The sequence below is a fragment of the Flavobacterium sp. S87F.05.LMB.W.Kidney.N genome, assembly GCF_004366435.1.
In the GTDB taxonomy this organism is placed as follows: Bacteria; Bacteroidota; Bacteroidia; order Flavobacteriales; family Flavobacteriaceae; genus Flavobacterium.
Genome location: NZ_SODX01000001.1, coordinates 17384 through 35923 on the forward strand (window position 1 = coordinate 17384; position 18540 = coordinate 35923).

An 18540-nucleotide genomic window follows, 5' to 3' on the forward strand; every position below is an offset into this window, starting at 1 on the left:
TGCAGCATGCAAATTCAAGTTATAAAATCAAAAATTCATCGCGTTAAAGTAACGGGTGCCGATTTAAATTATATTGGCAGCATTACTATTGATGAAACTTTACTAGAGGCCTCAAACATTATTGAAGGCGAAAAAGTATCAATTGTAAACATTAATAATGGCGAACGTTTTGAAACCTACGCTATTAAAGGTGAAAAAAATTCAGGTGAAATCACTTTGAATGGTCCTGCAGCAAGAAAAGTTCAGAAAGACGATATCATTATTATCATTTCTTATGCAACTTTAGATTTTGAAGAAGCAAAAACCTTCAAACCATGGATTATTTTCCCAAATGAAAATGACAATTCATTAACCTAATCTTTTCTTTTTCTAAGAATTCCCCTTCTTTGTCAAAATCCAAATTTTGTACAAAACAAGCTTCTTTTGCCTCAGTCAAAAATGATTTTGAGCCTAAACTGCTGTGCTTCAATTTCAAACCTGCTTAACAAAGAAGCAAATAAAATAGTATATTGCTACACTATTTTCAATACTTTTTTAATTCACTGAAATGCCACAAATCATGAAAAAAGTTTACCTACTAACACTTTTGATTTCATTTTCGTCGTTTGCCCAAAAAACGTTCGATAATATTAAATCAGAAAAACTGGGAGAAGAACGCAGAATTACGATTGGACTTCCTGCTTCTTACGAAGCAAACAAAGACAAAAAATATCCTGTTCTTTATTTATTGGATGGGGATTACTTATTTGATCCTTTTTCTGGAGCAGTAAGTTATGGTTCTTATTGGGATGATATTCCAGAAATGATTATTATCGGAATTCACCAAAACAAAGACGGAGAACGTTTTGACGACACAACAATCGATCAAAACAACGGACTTCCTTTTGAAAAAGGAGCACAATTTTTCGAATTTATCGGAGCAGAATTGATTCCGTATATCGAAAAAAAATACCGCACTTCTCCATTTAGAATAATTGCGGGACATGATTTAACAGCAAGTTTTGCCAATTTTTATTTGTATAAAGAAAGTCCAATTTTTAATGCTTATATCTGTTTTAGTCCGGAATTAGCACCAAAAATGGAAGTTCGTATTCCAGAAAAATTTGCTAAAATTAAAGAACCTATATTCTACTATTTATCTGCTGCCGACGGCGATATTAAAAAAATAAAAGAACCAATAGAAAAATTAGACAGTAATATTAAAATTGCAAATAATCCGTTAGTAAATTACAAATACGAATTATTTAAAGGCACGACACATTACACAGAAGTATTGCATTCTATTCCGAGTGCGCTGTATCAAATTTTTGAGGTTTACCGACCTATAAATTCTGCCGAGTACAATAATAAAATTGCCGTTCTTCAATCTGGTTATGCCGAATATTTAGAGAACAAATACAACGAAATGTCTAAAGTTTTAGGCGTTCAAATTCCGGTTCGTATGAGTGATTTTAAAGTTATTGAAAACTTAATTTTAAAAAATAACGCTTACAGCGAGCTAGGAAAAATGGCTGAAATAGGAAATGTAAATTATCCTAAAGCCATGTTAGGAGAATATGAATTAGGATTAATGTATGAAAAACAAGGCGATCCTAAACATGCATCGAAAAAATATCAAAACGCTTCGCAAATGGAGCCGATTGGTGATTTGAACAAAGATTTGATGTATGAGAAAATCGACGAAATGAATACGCTCGCGAAAAAAAGTAAATAATGTCAAAAGTTAAAACTTCCTTTTTTTGTCAAAACTGCGGAACGCAATATTCCAAATGGCAGGGACAATGTAATGCCTGCAAAGAATGGAATACGATTGCCGAAGAAATTATTCAAAAACAGGAAAAAGTAGCCTGGAAGAGTGAACCAACTCCAGTTGGTAAAGCACCAAGACCTTTAAAAATAAACGAAATTGATTCTGCCCAGGAAATCCGAATGGACACAACCGACAGCGAATTAAATCGTGTTTTAGGCGGTGGACTTGTTCCTGGCTCATTAACGCTTTTGGGTGGAGAACCCGGCATTGGGAAAAGTACACTTTTGCTTCAGGTTTCGCTAAAATTACCTTATAAAACATTATACGTTTCCGGAGAAGAAAGCCAGAAACAAATAAAAATGCGTGCCGAAAGAATAACGCCAAATAGCGATAACTGCTATATTTTAACGGAAACTAAGACGCAGAATATTTTCAAACAAATTGAAACTATTCAACCCGAAGTTGTCATAATTGACTCGATTCAGACTTTGCATACTGATTATATTGAATCGACTGCAGGAAGCATTTCTCAGATTCGAGAAACTACCGCCGAACTAATCAAGTTTGCTAAAGAAAGTAATATTCCAGTAATTTTAATTGGACATATTACAAAAGACGGAAATATTGCTGGTCCGAAAATCTTAGAACACATGGTTGATACAGTTTTGCAATTTGAAGGCGACCGAAATCATGTGTACCGAATTTTACGTTCGTTAAAAAACCGTTTTGGATCTACTGCCGAGCTGGGAATTTACGAAATGCTTGGAAGCGGACTTAGAGAAGTAAGCAATCCTTCTGAAATTTTAATTTCTCACAAAGACGAAGAATTATCTGGAACTGCAATTGCCACAACTCTTGAAGGCATGCGCCCGCTAATGATCGAAATACAATCTTTGGTTAGTACCGCAGTTTACGGAACTCCACAGCGAAGTACAACTGGTTACAACGCCAAAAGGCTAAATATGATTTTGGCAGTTTTAGAAAAAAGAGCTGGATTTCGTTTAGGCGCAAAAGACGTTTTCTTAAATGTTACAGGCGGAATTTCTGTTGATGATCCTGCAATTGATCTAGCGGTTGTCGCTGCCATTTTATCTTCCAACGAAGATATTCCGGTTGGTAAAGGTTTTTGTTTTGCTGGAGAAGTTGGGCTCTCGGGCGAAATTCGTCCTGTAAACCGTGTGGACCAGCGCATTCAGGAAGCAGAAAAACTAGGATTTGATACTATTTTTGTTTCTAAATACAATAAAATTGCTTTAAAAAACACTGGAATTAAAATCGAACTGGTTGCTAAAATTGAAGATGTTGCAAGCATTCTTTTTGGTTGATTTTTTAGAATATCTACTATAAAAAAATCCTGCTCTCGAGTATAATACTTATGAGCAGGATTTTTTAAACTTTTTAAGTTCTTACCATTTTATAATTCTAAAGCTTCCCTCAGTAACAGTAAATGTTTTTCCTTTTGAAGTTCCTGAAAAACTGAAAGTACCTTCAATTTTTTTATCATCATTAACAGTAATATTTATCGTTCCAGATGTAGCATCGGCATTCTCTATTTCTGGCATAAAACTAAAGGACGCGTGGTACGTAGTAGTAAGATTTGATAAATCAAAAACTATGGGATGACTTCCTGTTGTAATATTCAAAGGCGTCCATAAAGAGATTTTTTTATAGGTATTATCAATTCCTGTACTTCCCATTATATTGATACTTCCTGAACTTATCAAGGCAGGTTCAGCAAAAGTATAAACAGTTTCATTATACTTAAATTTCATAAATCCTTCTTGACTGCTTGGAGTATCTGTATTATCTGACGAATTATCACTACTACATGAAGACAACACTAATGCACAAATTGCAAAAGACAAAAACATAATTTTTTTTAAAATTTTCATTTGACTGGTTTTTTTATTATTTAACAGCACAAATATATAGGATAAATACTATAAAAAAATACGGTTTTCCACAATTAAGAAAAGAAAACAGCTTCAACAAGCTTAATCCATATGATGTCTTTACAAAAAAGCATTGCGTATTAAAGTACAAACAGAATTAGATCAACATTTTAGACACATTGTTTAAAATTTAAAAGAAAAACTCTCCAAGCTGATAATTTTAAATTTAAATTTGAAAACTGAATAATTTCGAAGCAAACTAATTTTATGAATTTTCCAAAACAAAAAATATACAAGGCATTAAAAGTACTGGCCGTCGTAGTGATTTTGCTTTGCATCGGCTTGTATTATTTCCGAAATTCACTTTTAAAGCAGGCAATTGCAAAAGTTACCCATAAAATGGCTGTTGAGTATAATAGTAATTTTTCTGTAAAATCGGCTTCGTTTGATGGATTGTCTACCATAAAACTGACCGATGTAGTTTTGGCACCTATAAATGCCGACACTTTATGCAAAATTAAAAATGTTGAAACCAGCATTAGCTTAAGCAGTTTATTAATCGGAGATGTTCAAATTGGCACTTTAAAAGTTGATAACGGTTATATTCAATTGGTCAAAAAAGGCAAAAAACGAAATTTTGATGCTTTTTTAAAAAGAGACCGTGAAGAAACAGAATCAAACGAAAAGCGCAAATATGGTTCTTTTGCTTACAGAATCATTTCCAAACTCTTGAATTTGGTTCCGACCGACATGGATTTGAAAAATTTTAATTTTAAAATCGATGACAACGGAAAACAAACTTCTATTGCAGTAAACAAACTAATCTTAAACAATAAACAATTAGAAACTAATCTTCATGTTCAAGCGAAAGACTTTGATCAACGCTGGAATATTAAAGGTTTTGCTGATCCGAGAAACAAAAAAGCTGATATTCGTTTTTTCAATTTAGACACTGGTGCAATTCGTGTTCCATATCTCGATCAGCGCTATAACTTAAAAGCAAGTTTCGATTCTATCCGCCTTAATGTTCAAAACATTGACAAAAGCGGCAGTGAACTTCACATAGACGGCTACACCTCTATTGCCAATCTTAAAATCAATCACCCGAAAATTGCAAGTAAAGATGTAGTTATAAAAAATGCCCGTTTTGATTACCGCTTTTTATTGGGAGACAGTTTTATTTCTATTGACAGCTCTTCGACCATGCAGTTGAATAAAATAAAAGTACGTCCTTACATTTCTTATGATACTGAAAAAGATACGGTTTACACTTTAAAAGTTGATATTCCGAAAATGAAAGCGCAGGATTTCATCGTTTCGCTTCCAGATGGTTTATTTACACATTTTCAAGGCATGCAGGCAACTGGGAATTTCGATTATAAATTGGATTTCAAATTCAATCAAAACAAACCCAATACACTTGTTTTTGACAGCAAACTGAATAAAGAAGATTTAAGAATTACCAAATATGGTGAAGCCGATTTAAATAAATTAAACGGCGAATTTACGTACCGCGCGATTATTCAAAATGTATTACAGCGACCAATTTTGGTTGGAAATGCAAATCCGAATTATACGCCTTTGGACCAAATTTCTCCTTATTTAAGAAAATGTGTTTTAACAACAGAAGATCCGTCATTCTTCTCGCATCGCGGATTCATTAATGAAGCCTTCAAACAATCTATTCTAAAAAACATCAGAACCAAAAAATTCTCCCGTGGTGCCAGCACAATCAGCATGCAGTTGATAAAGAATGTGTTTTTGACTCGTGAAAAAACGCTTTCGCGAAAGCTTGAAGAAATCCTTTTAGTTTACATTTTAGAAAACAACCGAATTGTAAGCAAAGAAAGAATGCTGGAAGTTTATTTCAACATTATCGAATGGGGACCAAACGTATACGGAATTGGCGAAGCGAGTCATTTTTATTTCCAAAAAAGTCCTTCAGCTTTAAATGTTGATGAATGTTTGTATTTGGCAACGATTATTCCGAAGCCAAGAAAATTCATGTATCAATTTAACGATCAAGGCAATTTGAAAGATTATGCCATTAAAAACCAAAAATTCTTGAAGAATCTAATGTTCCGTCGTGGTCTTTTAGTTCCAGAAGATACATTAGGACAATTGCCAGTTTATATATCTGGTAATGCTCGCTCATTTATAAAAATCAAAGTTCCAGATTCGACAGCTGTGAAATTGGATTCTCTCGCAACTGATGATGAATTTGATTTATAAGATTACAAATTTGCCACGGGCACAAAGCCACAAAGTTTTTTTATTGAACTTTGTGGCTTTATTATTTTCTAACATCTCAATTAATTTATAAGATTTTTCTTTCTTATATTTGCTTCCAATTTTTAATAAATAAGAACATGAAAAGAATAAATTTTCAATTGTTAGCCCTAACTTTTTGTCAGGCTATGATTGGTCAGGTTGGTGTTGGAACGAATGCATCATACAATAGGAATAATGATAATTATGAGTATGCCAATAGAAATATTCTTGATGTAAAATTAGATTCAGAAAATGATATGTTTGTAAGCATTAAAGGTCTTGCAAACATAAAAGCAGATACTTATATCGCCACTTTTAGTGTTACTCAAAATGGAAAAACTGCACAAGAAGTAAACGAGCTAATAGACAAACGAATTAATCAATCCGTAAGCGAAATCAAACTTAAAAAAAATGTTGAAACTTTTATTGATATGATTTCATTTGTTCCTGTTTATGAATATGAAACAGAAAAGAAAACTTTTAGCCGAAAAACATATAATGAAATACCGGCAGGTTTTGAACTAAAGAAAAACATTCTAATCAAATATTCTGACCCAAATCAGTTAAATGACATTATTTCGATACTATCAAATAACGAAATCTATGATTTAGCAAGAAATGATTATTACTCCGACTCATTAGAGTCAATCAAGAAAGAAATGATGAATAAGGCAAAATTACTTGTTCAGGAAAAAATAAAGAACTATGAGATTTTATTAGGACAATCATTAGCAGATTCCGAAAAAAAAATAATTGATGGTTATACAGTAAACTATCCCATTGATATGTATAAATCTTATGAAGCGTCTAATAGTTCTTCATTAAATTTAAAAAAAACTGCTCCTATAAATCAAGTAAGTAAATCTACAACAATTTATTATCAACCCATTTTGAACAAAGAATTTGATTTTGTAATTAACCCAACCTTGCTAGAACCTGCGATTCAGGTACAGTATGAAGTCAAAATTGCAATCAAAACAAACAAACCAGCAAAGATGGATAAAAATTTTGTTCTTATAACTCCTAATGGAGAATTAAAGGCATTAGACACAAATACAACTGCGCGACCTATTAGATAGAAGCTAATCCATTAATCTAAATTTATATAGCCTAACAGATAATAAAAATCTGTTAGGCTTTGTTTTTTAAGGAGCCGGGTCAGGAATTATTGCCTGAACAGCATCGATTTCCGCGAGGATTTCTTTAGAAAGCATCACATCAATCGTGTCGATATTTTCTTTTAATTGTTCTAAAGTTGTAGCACCAATTATCGCACTTGTTAAGAAAGGCTGAGCTAAAACAAATCCCATTGCTAATTGCGTTAACGTTAAACCGTGTTTTTTAGCGATTTCCTGATACAATTTCGTTGCTTCAGTACATTGATCACTATTGTACCGTTTATATTGCGGAAAAAGATTAATTCTCGCTTTTGGATGACTTTCACCCGTTAAGAATTTCCCAGTCAAAACTCCAAAAGCTAAAGGCGAATATCCTAGCAATCCCACATTTTCATATTTTGAAACTTCTGCAGAATTCACTTCAAACAAACGATTCAATAAAGAATACGGATTTTGAACGGTTTTAATTCTTGGCAGATTTTGATATTTGCTTTCTTCTAAAAGGCGCATCATTCCCCAAGAATTTTCATTTGAAACTCCAATATGTTTGATTTTCCCTTCTTTAATTAATCCGTCGAAAGTTTCTAGGATTTCTCTAAAATTATCTTCCCAAATATCATCATGTCCGTGGAAGGCGCGCTGTCCAAAATTATTGGTTTTTCTTTCTGGCCAGTGCATTTGGTACAAATCGATATAATCTGTCTGCAGTCTTTTTAAGCTGTTTTCAACCGCATATTTAATACTCGCTGGAGAAAAGTCCAATTTTTCACGCATGTATCCAAAATTCGGATTTGGACCCGCAATTTTTGATGCTAAAACGACTTTATCGCGATTTCCTGATTTCTTGAACCAAGTTCCTATAATTTTTTCTGTGCTTCCGTAAGTTGCTTCGCTTGCAGGAACAGAATACATTTCGGCTGTGTCAAAGAAATTAACGCCTTTTTCAAGAGCATAATCCATTTGTTCGTGTCCTTCAGCTTCTGTATTCTGCTGCCCAAAAGTCATTGTTCCAAGGCAGATTTTACTAACTTTTATGTCGGTGTTGGGTAATGTTGTGTATTTCATTCTTTTCTAAGGTTCAAAGTTGCAAAGAGGCAAAGGTACAAAGGGATTTTTCAAATTGAAATTTGTTAAAGGTTAAAAAAACCACAAGATTTTCTCTTTCTTTCTTCTCCTGCAAGTTTTCCAAAACCTTGTAGGTATCAACATTTCGTATCAAGATTAAAATGTACAAGGTTTTGCAAACCTTGCAGGAAACAAAAAAGCTCAAAGCGTAAAACTTTGAGCTTTTATTATTTCAAACTTTTCACGGGTTTTTGAAAAGAATTAAAAACCCTGATTACAAAAATTGAATTTTCTCGAATTTGATAAAGAACCTTAAAGTTTCTTATTACTATTCTTCGACAATCTAATCTGTATTCATCTAATTGAAACTGTTCTGCAAAAACAATTTCATTGGTACAGTTGAATAATTCATTTCTGATTTTAAGTGCTGTTTCTTTCGATATTCTATTTTTTAATGAAATATAAATTTCTTTTAGATCTTCTTTTGCGTTTGAAGTCCAAAAAATTTCAAATTTAGTATTACTCATTATCCCAATCTTGCATTTCTTTCGACAAATCTTCTTTTGAAATTATTCGATTGTATTTTATATCATCCAATCCTTCTTCAACTTTATTATGATATTCTGATAATGACAGAGGATTTCCATCTGAATCATACGAAACTACTTCATTCAAATAATTATCAAAAACGGAAGAAACAATTCTCAACACTCTTTCATCAGCTAAATCCAGTTGATTTCTTATTTTTTCTTTTAATTCTGGAAGTCCCATCGTTTAAATTTTAGAAATTCAAAGTTACGAAAATAATAAAACAGAAGCTCCAATTTGAAAAATCAAGATACCAAAACTAAAACTTCAAATCTAAAAACAAATCTGCAAGGTTTTTAAAACCTTGCAGGAAACAAAAAAGGTTCAAAGTAAAACTTTGAACCTTTTTAAAACCTTACAAACTTAGTTCCTCAGAACCTTAGCATCTTAGTTAATACTATTAAGCATTTCAGCAATCTCATCTAATCTAGGAGTTAAGATGATCTCGATTCTTCGGTTCTTAGCTTTTCCTTCTGGGGTGGCGTTGCTTGCCAAAGGAGAAAATTCGCTTCTTCCCGCTGCCGTTAATTTTTGTTTGTTGATTTTGGCATTTTCGCTCAAAATATTCACAATTGCGGTCGCTCTTTTAGTCGATAAATCCCAGTTGTTTGCAATTGGTCCAGAACCAGCATACGGATCATCGTCTGTATGGCCTTCAATAAGAACCGAAAGATCTGGATTATCCCCCAAAACTTTACCAAGTTCTACAACTGCTTTGCGTCCTTCTGTTCCAACAGCCCAGCTTCCTGAGTTGAAAAGCAATTTGTTTTCCATAGAAACATACACTTTTCCGTTTTTCTGTTCAACCGTCAAACCTTTACCTTCAAATCCGTTTAAGGCTTTCGATAAAGTTTCTTTTAGTTTGCGCATTGCTTCTTCTTTAGCAGCAATCATATCTTCAAGTTCTTTCAAACGATTTGCTGTTTTGTCTAAACGTGCTTGTTCGTCGGCTAATTTTTTAGATTTTGCCTCAAGTTGAGCCAGCAAGTCACGGTTTTTAGCCATATTGCTTTCCAATGCATCATTGCTGTTTTTCTCTAATGCATTGTATGAATCTTGCAATACTTTATATTTTTTCTGCTCAGCGGCAAGATCAGCTTTTTGCTTTGCCAAGTCGTCTTTTGTACTGGCAAGGTCTTTAGTCAATTTATCGCGATCCAGTTCTAACTGATTTTTTGCTGCCTTCAAATCTTCATTTTCATCAGCAATTGAACGGTTTTCTTTTTTTAAATCTGAATACTTTGTTTCTAGATCATTGTAAATTTTCTTCGAAACGCATGATGTTGTGGACAAGGCTAATACTAGCAATCCGATGGAGGCTTTTTTAATCATCTTACTTTAATTGGTTTTATTTTTGGGCGTTTAATACTTTTTGAATTCAAAATTCAATGTCAATTTTAAAACAACTATCCTTTCCGCAAGAACAATACCAAACTTTAATCAATTTCGACTAAAACCGGACAATGATCTGAATGCATGGCATCTGGAAGTATAACCGCTCTTTTTAATCGGTTTTCTAAAGATTCGCTTACCAGATTATAATCGATACGCCAGCCTTTATTATTTCCTCTTGCACCAGCGCGGTAACTCCACCACGAATAATGATGCGGATCTTTATTAAAATGACGGAAACTATCAATAAAACCAGATTTCATAAAACCATCTAACCAAGCTCGTTCTGCAGGAAGAAATCCAGAAACTGTCTTATTACGAACTGGATCGTGAATGTCAATTGCCTCGTGACAGATATTATAATCACCGCAGATAATCAAATTCGGAATCGTCAATTTTAGCTCATTAACATACGTCTGAAAATCATCCATAAACATAAATTTATGATCCAGTCTTTCAATATTTGTTCCAGACGGAAGATATAAACTCATTACTGAAACATCATCAAAATCGGCACGAAGGTTTCGTCCTTCAAAATCCATATGATGAATTCCTGTTCCAAAAACAATATTGTTCGGTTTTGTTTTAGATAAAATAGCTACTCCGCTGTACCCTTTTTTGGTCGCAGGATAGTAATATTGAAAAGGATAGCCGGCGGCAGTTATATCATCAACCGGAATTTGATCCTGCGTAGCTTTTATTTCCTGAAGACAGATCACATCAGGATTTGCTTGTTGAAGCCACTCGATAAAACCTTTGTTTATCGCAGCACGAATTCCGTTTACATTATAAGAAATAATTTTCATCAGTGTTTTTTTTAGGATTTCAAATGTAATAAAAATGTGCAAAGTTTATCTTGGAAACAATGAAAAGTAGACTTTTTTGTTATCTTTGTTCGCTGTTCGAATAAATTAAAAATAGTACATGGGTTTAGTTACCGCGAAAGAAGTTGCAAAGGCAATAAATGTTGAAAAGTACGGAGTTTTCGGTACCTTTTCTGGCTGGATTCTTATGAAGGTTCTTAAGATCTCTACCCTTAATAAAATTTATGACCGTAATAAACATTTGGAAGACCTTGCGTTTTTAAATGGAATTTTGGACGAAATGGAAATTAAGTTCGAAATCCCAGAAGAAGATTTAAAACGTCTGCCAAAAGATGGTGCTTACATTACTATTTCAAACCATCCGCTGGGTGGGATTGATGGGATTTTATTATTGAAATTGATGCTTGAAAGAGAGCCAAATTTCAAAATCATTGCCAATTTCTTGTTACACAGAATTGTTCCAATGAAAAAATACATTATGCCGGTTAATCCTTTTGAAAACCACAAGGATGCTAAATCTAGTGTAATTGGTATTAAAGAAACTTTACGTCATTTAAGTGACGGAAAACCTTTAGGAATTTTTCCTGCCGGAGAAGTTTCGACTTATAAAGACGGAAAATTAGTGGTTGACAAACCTTGGGAAGAAGGCGCGCTGAAATTAATCAGAAAAGCCAAAGTTCCGGTTGTGCCGATTTATTTTCATGCCAAAAACAGTAAACTATTTTACTGGCTTTCTAAAATTGACGATACTTTACGTACTGCCAAATTACCATCTGAGCTTTTGACTCAAAAAGACCGTGTTATTAAAGTTCGTATTGGAAAACCAATCTCGGTAAACGAGCAAAACGAAATCGAATCTTTTGAAGAATATTCAGAATTCTTAAGAAAGAAAACCTATATGCTGGCAAATCCTTTTGAAAAGGACACGAAATTGATCGACACTGCTAGTTTAAAAATTACCAAAGCGCCTAAAAAAATTGTTACGCCGGCCAACGAATCAAAAATGATTGATGAAGTTCAGGCTCTTCGAAACAGTGACTGCCGTTTGCTTCAAAGTAAAAATTACGAAGTGTTTTTCGCTAGAGCGAAATCAATTCCGAATATTTTGCATGAAATAGGACGTTTACGCGAAATTACTTTCCGTGAAGTTGGAGAAGGAACAAACGAATCTATAGATTTAGACGAATACGACCAATATTACCACCATATGTTTTTATGGGATGATGAGACAAAGCGAATCGCGGGTGCTTATCGTATGGGATTAGGGGCTGAAATTTATCCGAAATACGGAATTGAAGGTTTCTACTTGACAGATCTTTTTAGATTTGAACCAGAATTACACGATATGATGCACAAATCGATCGAAATGGGCCGTGCATTTATCGTAAAAGAATACCAGCAGAAACCAATGCCTTTATTCTTATTATGGAAAGGTATTATTCATACAACTTTACGTTATCCTGAACATAAATATTTGTTGGGCGGTGTAAGTATCAGCAATCAATTTTCTGATTTCTCAAAATCGCTGATGATTGAGTTTATGAAATCGAATTATTACGATCCATATATTGCGCAGTACATTCACCCGAAAAAAGCGTATAAGGTTAAATTGAAAGATGCAGATAAAGATTTCATCTTCGATGAAGCCGAATCTGACTTAAACAAGTTTGATAAAATCATTGACGAGTTAGAACCAGGAAATTTACGTTTGCCGGTTTTAATTAAAAAGTATATTAAGCAAAACGCACGTGTTGTAGCTTTTAACGTCGATCCTTTGTTTAATAATGCTGTAGACGGTTTAATGTACATTAGAATCGCCGATATTCCAGAAAGCACTATGAAACCTGTTATCGAAGAATTTCAGATTGAATTAGAGCGTAAATTGTCTGAGAAGGAAGATTAACAATATCAATTAAATAAGAAAGCCTGACTTTAAAAAGTCAGGCTTTCTTATTTATATACAAATTTGAATTAATATTTATTGAAAAAAATCCACTTAAAACCATCGATCTCCATCTTTCCCTCTCTATTATTTTTACCTTAAAATATCACTTTAAAAGCTTCTAGTGGAAACTTGACGAATTAGAATACTATAGTTTTGCCTATTAATATTTATTCAAGTTGTTTAAGCAACTGGAAATTTGAACATTACAAACATGAACTAATAATCATTAAAAATTAAAAAATTAAGATGAAAAACAGAGTATTTTCTTCACTTTTTATTCTATTCTTCTGTTGTATGTATTCACAAACAAAAAACAAAGTGGGTATTGAAACTAAAACACCAACAGAATTCCTAGACATAAACGGAACAGCACGTGTGAGAGAACTTCCTTTAAATGGATCATTAAACGCAATTAACACCAAACCTGACGGCACATTATCTAATACAAAAGATCAAACTTTTTCTGCGGTTAAAACAATAGTCGTTGACAAAAATGGAGTTATCGGAACAGTAGATGGATTACCAATTACTGAAGCTCCAAATGTAAAAACGATACAATACAGCCGTAGTTCTTCAAGAATAGATGGAAGCACACCTGTAAACTCTATTACAACTTTAGGCAATTTATCGATTCGTTTTAATGCTACAACTACAGGCAGCAATAATTCAATTGAATTTATGACAGCTGTAGGTAACAATGTTACTGCATTTGCTGATGTATCTGGAGCAGGTGGAAATCATTATGCCAATTGGAAAACTACTGTAGCAGCAGCCAATACATGGTACAAAGCAACAGCTCAAGGTGTAACTCCTGCAAATCGTGACACATATACTTTAATGATAACCTTACATAACTCAGAAGAAATTTATCGCGTTTCATTAATTTGTAATGCCGGCATTCCAGCAAATACCAATCCGATAATAGGCGACCTTCAGCCACAGGTTATTATTTTCATTGAAAGATTACAATAAAGTAGGCGTTATAATTTAGTAATAGAACTTAATCACAAAAATCCCAATTGCTTAGTAAGCAATTGGGATTTTAATTTTAATAAGTTTTGCATACCGATCGGGAGACAAAGCGAATCGCTAGTGCTGGTTTTAATTAAAAAATACACCAATCAAAATGCAAGTGTTGTAGCTTTTAACGTTGATCTTTTTTTTTAATAATGCCACAGACGGTTTAATGTACCTTAGAATCGCAGATATTCCAGAAAGCACTATGAAACCTGTTATAGAAGAGTTTCAAATAAAATTGGGACGTAAATTATCTAGAAAGAAGATTAAGTTTATTATTGATATAAAAAATTAAAAAATCCCATTAACCTAAGCAAATGGGATTTTTTTTAATTACAATTTTAAAAAAACTAGTTAAGATCTTTACCAATCTCGCTCATTTCTTCAAATCCATTTTTAGGATCTGCTCCGTATTCATTTGTTTTGTGTTCCCCTTCAGTACAAGCTAAAATTAAACTGTAGATAGGAATAAATAAATACCAGCCACTTTTACCAACATCATGCATCCTTCTAATTGCCACAGCAATTGACGGTATCATAACACCTAAGATAAATATTCCAGCTATAATTGAAAAGACAATTCCTACTCCAGGAATAAAGCTTAAAACATTAAGTAATAGATAGATTAAAACATTTAAAAGACCAAACATCCAGTATTCTTTTCTTCTTGCTCTTCCATTAACGTTTGCGTAGTTTTCCAAAACTAATTTTTTGTACATTTCTAACATAATAAAATCTTTATAATAATTCCCCTACTCTTAAGGATTTTCAGTTACTCCATTAATTATTTTAACAAAATGCAAGATTACATGCTTAAGAATTTACGTACAGGACCTAAAAGTTTTTTTTATAACATTAAAAGACATTTTTAGACATAAAAAAATCCCATTCATTTCTGAATGGGATTCTTAATATGATATGTTTTGCTTAAAACCAGCCTCTTTTACCAACTTGGTAGGTTTGGTAAAACTCTTCATCTGATTTTGTCAAGTAAATGATTCCTTCGATAATTCCAATTATAGCTCCAATTCCGAACAAAAGCCCTAAAATAAGTTGAATGACGCCTTCTTTAGTATAACCAAGATAAAACTTATGAATTCCTAAGTAACCTAATAGAATCGCTAGAATTCCTGCAACTATTTTTTTGTTCTCTTGTTGATAACGCTGCGGATTATTCCAATCTTCTCTTTTTGTATTTTCCATTTTATTCCCTTAAAGTTAATAATATTTAAAAATGCTCCAGATTATAAAACACTTAAAATGTTTCAATTACTAAACAATATTATTAAAAATTAACAAATAAAGCTAATTAAAGTTAAGGGATTTACAAAAAAATAATCTTACAAAAATATGCATTCACTTATGCAACTTTGTAAACAGCCTTAATTTTATTGACTATAACCTGCGCTAAACGTTCGTGGCTTTCAAAAGTCCATCCTGCAATATGAGGAGTCAATAAAACATTGTTTGCTTCCAGAAGATATTGAAACGCCTCTGGAGTATTTTTATCTTGAAAAAGTGTTTCGAAAGAAAGTTTCTCATACTCCAAAACATCTAATCCTGCTCCTAATACTTTTTTTGCTTTCATAGCGTCAACTAAATCGGCTGTAACTATGTTTTTGCCTCGAGAAGTATTAATGATCCAAAATGGCTTTTTAAATGCGTTTATAAAATTTGTATTGACCATTTTATCCGTTTCTGGTGTCCATGGAAGATGAAGACTTAAAACATCTGCTTTTTCTTGTAATTCTGCTAATGAAACTTGTTTAGCATTTTCGTCTCCAACATTATCCAAAATATCATAACATAAAACCTCAGTATCAAAACCTCGCAGTTTTTTAGCAAAAGCTTTTCCCATATTTCCATAACCAATAATACCGACAGTTTTTAAATCTAGTTCATGACCTCGGTTGCTTTCTCGATTCCATTGACCCGCTTTAACTTCTGCATCGGCTTGGTTTAGATTATTAAATAGCGATAAAATAACGCCCAGCGAATGTTCTGCAACAGCGTTGCGATTACCTTCTGGAGCAGCAATAAGATGAATTCCTTTCAAAGAAGCATACTCACAATCAATACTTTCCAGACCTGCGCCGACTCTTGCAATAAATTGCAACTTTGTTGCACTGTCTAAAAAAGTTTTATCAATCTTAAAACGACTGCGAATTACGATACCATTATAGTGTTTTATTTTTGCTTCTATTTCTTCTTTTGAAGATTTGAAATCAGCGTGATTTTCGAAACCTGCATCTTCTAATTGATTCCAAAGTATTGGATTATTGCTGTCGATATGAAGAATTTTTATACTCATTATTTTTCCAATTTTATACTAAACAAAAATACGGTTAATTTAATATCGCAAACGTGCAAAGGCGCAAAGTTTTTTATACTGATTTCTTTCTGGAACACGGAATATAAACTTGGAGTCTTTTGTGACTTGGCGACTAAACTTTTTTATTGGTCAGATTTTTTCTAACTTTGAAAATATAAGGATTTCATAAATCCATCTCTAAATCTTCAGAATTCTCCGAAATGAAATTAACCAAAACCTTTACCGCTTTTTTTGAAAATGAAAAATCAGGAGGAATTATCTTGCTCTTTGTCACGATTTTATCTCTTTATCTGGCCAATTCTTCTTTTCAAATACACTATACAGAATTTTGGGAAAGAGAAATTGCCGGACATTCAATAACAGATTGGATTAATGATGGTTTAATGACGATTTTCTTTCTGCTCATCGGACTGGAATTGGAACGCGAAATTTATCACGGTGAACTATCTAACATAAAAAATGCTTCATTACCGATAATGGCTGCTTTTGGCGGAATGCTGGTTCCGGCTGCAATTTTCCTCGTTTTAAATTACGGAACTACAACCCAAAATGGAGCTGGAATTCCGATGGCAACAGATATTGCTTTTGCAATTGGGATTTTATCGCTTCTAGGAAATAAAGTTCCTGCTTCCTTAAAAGTATTTTTAACGGCGCTTGCTGTTATTGATGACTTGGGCGCTATTATAGTAATTGCCATTTTTTACACAACCTCCATCTCATTTCTAAATCTTGGAATCGCTCTGGCAATCTGGGGTTTTCTTTTTGTTTTAAATCGAATGAAAATTCACAATTTGATTCCGTATATCATTGGAGGAATTGTAATGTGGTACTTTATGCTCAATTCTGGAGTTCACGCTACAATAACGGGCGTCATTTTAGCATTTGTAATTCCGTTTGGAGATGGAAGCGAGAAAACATCTTCATACAAACTACAGCATTTTCTGCACAAGCCGGTAGCCTTTTTTATTTTGCCTTTATTTGCTGTAGCCAATACTGCGCTCACAATTACCGAAAATTGGCATGAAGGATTGAACCATGCGAATACTTACGGGATTATTCTTGGACTTGTAATTGGCAAACCGCTGGGAATTTTACTTTTCTCTTCTGTTGGTGTAACGGCGGGGTTATGTGTTTTGCCCAAAAACTTAAAATGGGCTCATATTTTAGGTGCCGGAATGCTCGGCGGTATTGGTTTTACTATGTCGATCTTTATAACTGTTTTGGCTTTTAAAAATCCTGAAATAATTGTTTTTTCTAAAATAGCGATTCTTATTGCCTCTTTTCTAGCTGGACTTTTGGGTTTTGTTTACTTAAAATATATTTTAAATAAAAACACAGCAATCTAATCTAATCGTTATGAGTAAAATTCGCTTTTTTTTCCTGCTGATTTTCTATTTTGGACTGCTGTCCTGCAATCAGAAAACAGAAAACATTTCTTCTGAGAAAAATTTGAAAGAAGAAATAAATGTATCAAAAGTAAATTCTAAAGATGAAATTGAAGGAACTTACACAGATTCTGGCGATTGTAATATATCGTTGATCATTTCAAAAATTAAAAATGATTATCAATATGTTTTTAAAACAAGTGTTCGAACTTTAAAAGGAAAAGCGACTTACTCACATAGTAGTTCTGGTGAAAACTATTTAACTCTAGAAGGAATTCAGTGGGATGAATATGAAGGCGACATTAGTAATGAAAACGAAAATGATTCGATTCCACCGAAAGAATTAGAAATCCCAGTTGGAATTGATGCTTTATATGTGAAAGACACTTTAACGATTCAAAATTACGGGAATGCGATGAATTCGTATACCAAGATTTCTGAATGCGGTTTGAAGTATATTCAGCTTATTAAGAAGTAAAAAATTCCAATTTTTAAATTCCAAATTCCAATTTTAAATGTAGGCGAGTGAATAGAATTCGACAAATATTATTTATTTCAATTTCTTCTATAATTGTATTGGTTGGAATAATCTTCTATGAAATAAAGACATATAAAGCATCTGAAAACTGGTATTGTCAAACACCTATTCCCACTTTTTGTGGCACTGCAAACTTATCTGAAAATCAAGAAAGAGGAAAAGAAATATTCAATTCGAACTGTGCTGCTTGTCATAAACTTGATGTCAGAAGTGCTGGACCAGCATTACGTAATGTAGATTCGATTGTTTTTATGAAATGGATAATCAATAAAAATCATAAAATCGATAGTACAAAAATTGAAAATTTGGGATTAGATTATCACAGAACAAAATTCACAGAATACGTAAAAGAAAAAGAAATTGCCTTAATAATAGAATATTGTTCAACGAAAAAAGACTATTAATATCTAAAACAAAAAAATC

The 18540-nt window shown here is 33.0% G+C and carries 19 protein-coding genes and 1 pseudogene; 11 read left to right on the top strand and 9 right to left on the bottom strand.

Features of this window, described 5'->3' with window-relative positions:
- Positions 1-6: 6 nt before the first annotated feature.
- The 3 genes from panD to radA all read left to right on the top strand — a co-directional run bounded on the left by panD (position 7) and on the right by radA (position 3075).
- Entirely contained in the window at positions 7-357 is a 351-nt protein-coding gene (panD, locus tag EDB96_RS00080) for an aspartate 1-decarboxylase (protein WP_008465481.1), read from the top strand.
- Between the two features lie 202 nt (positions 358-559).
- Complete coding sequence (locus EDB96_RS00085; RefSeq protein ID WP_057115312.1) at positions 560-1714, top strand: alpha/beta hydrolase; 1155 nt, start codon at positions 560-562, stop codon at positions 1712-1714.
- Entirely contained in the window at positions 1714-3075 is a 1362-nt protein-coding gene (radA, locus tag EDB96_RS00090) for a DNA repair protein RadA (RefSeq protein WP_134138661.1), read from the top strand. Before EDB96_RS00085 ends, radA begins: the two co-directional genes overlap by 1 nt.
- A gap of 81 nt (positions 3076-3156) precedes the next feature.
- Here radA and EDB96_RS00095 read toward each other — a convergent pair whose 3' ends face one another.
- Entirely contained in the window at positions 3157-3642 is a 486-nt protein-coding gene (locus tag EDB96_RS00095; protein ID WP_134138662.1) for a DUF6252 family protein, read from the bottom strand.
- Positions 3643-3909: 267 nt separating this feature from the next.
- Here EDB96_RS00095 and EDB96_RS00100 point away from each other — a divergent pair, with 267 nt between their 5' ends.
- Complete coding sequence (locus tag EDB96_RS00100; protein WP_134138663.1) at positions 3910-5874, top strand: transglycosylase domain-containing protein; 1965 nt, start codon at positions 3910-3912, stop codon at positions 5872-5874.
- Positions 5875-6011: 137 nt separating this feature from the next.
- Complete coding sequence (locus EDB96_RS00105) at positions 6012-6992, top strand: SIMPL domain-containing protein (protein WP_134138665.1); 981 nt, start codon at positions 6012-6014, stop codon at positions 6990-6992.
- Between the two features lie 66 nt (positions 6993-7058).
- On the opposite strand, the gene EDB96_RS00110 is transcribed toward EDB96_RS00105, so the two are convergent.
- The 5 genes from EDB96_RS00110 to EDB96_RS00130 all read right to left on the bottom strand — a co-directional run bounded on the left by EDB96_RS00110 (position 7059) and on the right by EDB96_RS00130 (position 10882).
- Positions 7059-8096 (bottom strand): aldo/keto reductase, encoded by a 1038-nt coding sequence (locus EDB96_RS00110; protein WP_134138666.1) that lies wholly within the window; start codon positions 8094-8096, stop codon positions 7059-7061.
- A gap of 227 nt (positions 8097-8323) precedes the next feature.
- Positions 8324-8623 carry a type II toxin-antitoxin system RelE/ParE family toxin gene (locus tag EDB96_RS21310; protein ID WP_057115318.1) on the bottom strand — a complete coding sequence of 100 codons (300 nt, stop codon included), beginning with the start codon at positions 8621-8623 and terminating at the stop codon, positions 8324-8326.
- Complete coding sequence (locus EDB96_RS00120) at positions 8616-8867, bottom strand: hypothetical protein (RefSeq protein ID WP_057115319.1); 252 nt, start codon at positions 8865-8867, stop codon at positions 8616-8618. The genes EDB96_RS21310 and EDB96_RS00120 overlap by 8 nt, the downstream gene beginning before the upstream one ends.
- Before the next feature lie 204 nt (positions 8868-9071).
- Entirely contained in the window at positions 9072-10016 is a 945-nt protein-coding gene (locus EDB96_RS00125) for an OmpA family protein (RefSeq protein WP_134138668.1), read from the bottom strand.
- Positions 10017-10120: 104 nt separating this feature from the next.
- A complete protein-coding gene (locus EDB96_RS00130) occupies positions 10121-10882 on the bottom strand; it encodes an exodeoxyribonuclease III (RefSeq protein WP_057115321.1) in 762 nt (253 codons plus the stop codon).
- A 118-nt stretch (positions 10883-11000) separates the two neighbouring features.
- Between EDB96_RS00130 and EDB96_RS00135 the strand changes: the two genes are divergently transcribed.
- From EDB96_RS00135 to EDB96_RS21160, 3 genes and pseudogenes are all read left to right on the top strand, one after another.
- Positions 11001-12803 (top strand): GNAT family N-acyltransferase, encoded by a 1803-nt coding sequence (locus EDB96_RS00135; protein WP_057115322.1) that lies wholly within the window; start codon positions 11001-11003, stop codon positions 12801-12803.
- 336 nt (positions 12804-13139) lie between these two features.
- Positions 13140-13817, top strand: a complete 678-nt coding sequence (locus EDB96_RS00140) for a hypothetical protein (protein WP_208326172.1) — start codon at positions 13140-13142, stop codon at positions 13815-13817.
- A 126-nt stretch (positions 13818-13943) separates the two neighbouring features.
- A pseudogene (locus EDB96_RS21160) lies at positions 13944-14157 on the top strand (hypothetical protein); the annotation flags it as partial.
- 55 nt (positions 14158-14212) lie between these two features.
- On the opposite strand, the gene EDB96_RS00150 reads toward EDB96_RS21160, so the two are convergent.
- The 3 genes from EDB96_RS00150 to EDB96_RS00160 all read right to left on the bottom strand — a co-directional run bounded on the left by EDB96_RS00150 (position 14213) and on the right by EDB96_RS00160 (position 16173).
- Positions 14213-14590, bottom strand: a complete 378-nt coding sequence (locus EDB96_RS00150) for a DUF805 domain-containing protein (RefSeq protein ID WP_134138671.1) — start codon at positions 14588-14590, stop codon at positions 14213-14215.
- Positions 14591-14789: 199 nt separating this feature from the next.
- Complete coding sequence (locus EDB96_RS00155; RefSeq protein WP_057115326.1) at positions 14790-15065, bottom strand: TM2 domain-containing protein; 276 nt, start codon at positions 15063-15065, stop codon at positions 14790-14792.
- Between the two features lie 157 nt (positions 15066-15222).
- Complete coding sequence (locus EDB96_RS00160) at positions 15223-16173, bottom strand: 2-hydroxyacid dehydrogenase (protein ID WP_134138672.1); 951 nt, start codon at positions 16171-16173, stop codon at positions 15223-15225.
- Between the two features lie 221 nt (positions 16174-16394).
- Here EDB96_RS00160 and nhaA point away from each other — a divergent pair, with 221 nt between their 5' ends.
- Genes nhaA through EDB96_RS00175 form a run of 3 tightly spaced genes read left to right on the top strand, consistent with a single transcriptional unit; the run spans position 16395 to position 18521 of the window.
- Positions 16395-17540: a Na+/H+ antiporter NhaA gene (gene nhaA, locus EDB96_RS00165; RefSeq protein ID WP_057115328.1), complete on the top strand. Its 1146-nt coding sequence runs from the start codon at positions 16395-16397 to the stop codon at positions 17538-17540.
- Between the two features lie 10 nt (positions 17541-17550).
- Positions 17551-18057 carry a hypothetical protein gene (locus EDB96_RS00170; RefSeq protein WP_134138673.1) on the top strand — a complete coding sequence of 169 codons (507 nt, stop codon included), beginning with the start codon at positions 17551-17553 and terminating at the stop codon, positions 18055-18057.
- A gap of 47 nt (positions 18058-18104) precedes the next feature.
- Positions 18105-18521 carry a c-type cytochrome gene (locus EDB96_RS00175; RefSeq protein ID WP_166669254.1) on the top strand — a complete coding sequence of 139 codons (417 nt, stop codon included), beginning with the start codon at positions 18105-18107 and terminating at the stop codon, positions 18519-18521.
- Positions 18522-18540: the final 19 nt, after the last annotated feature.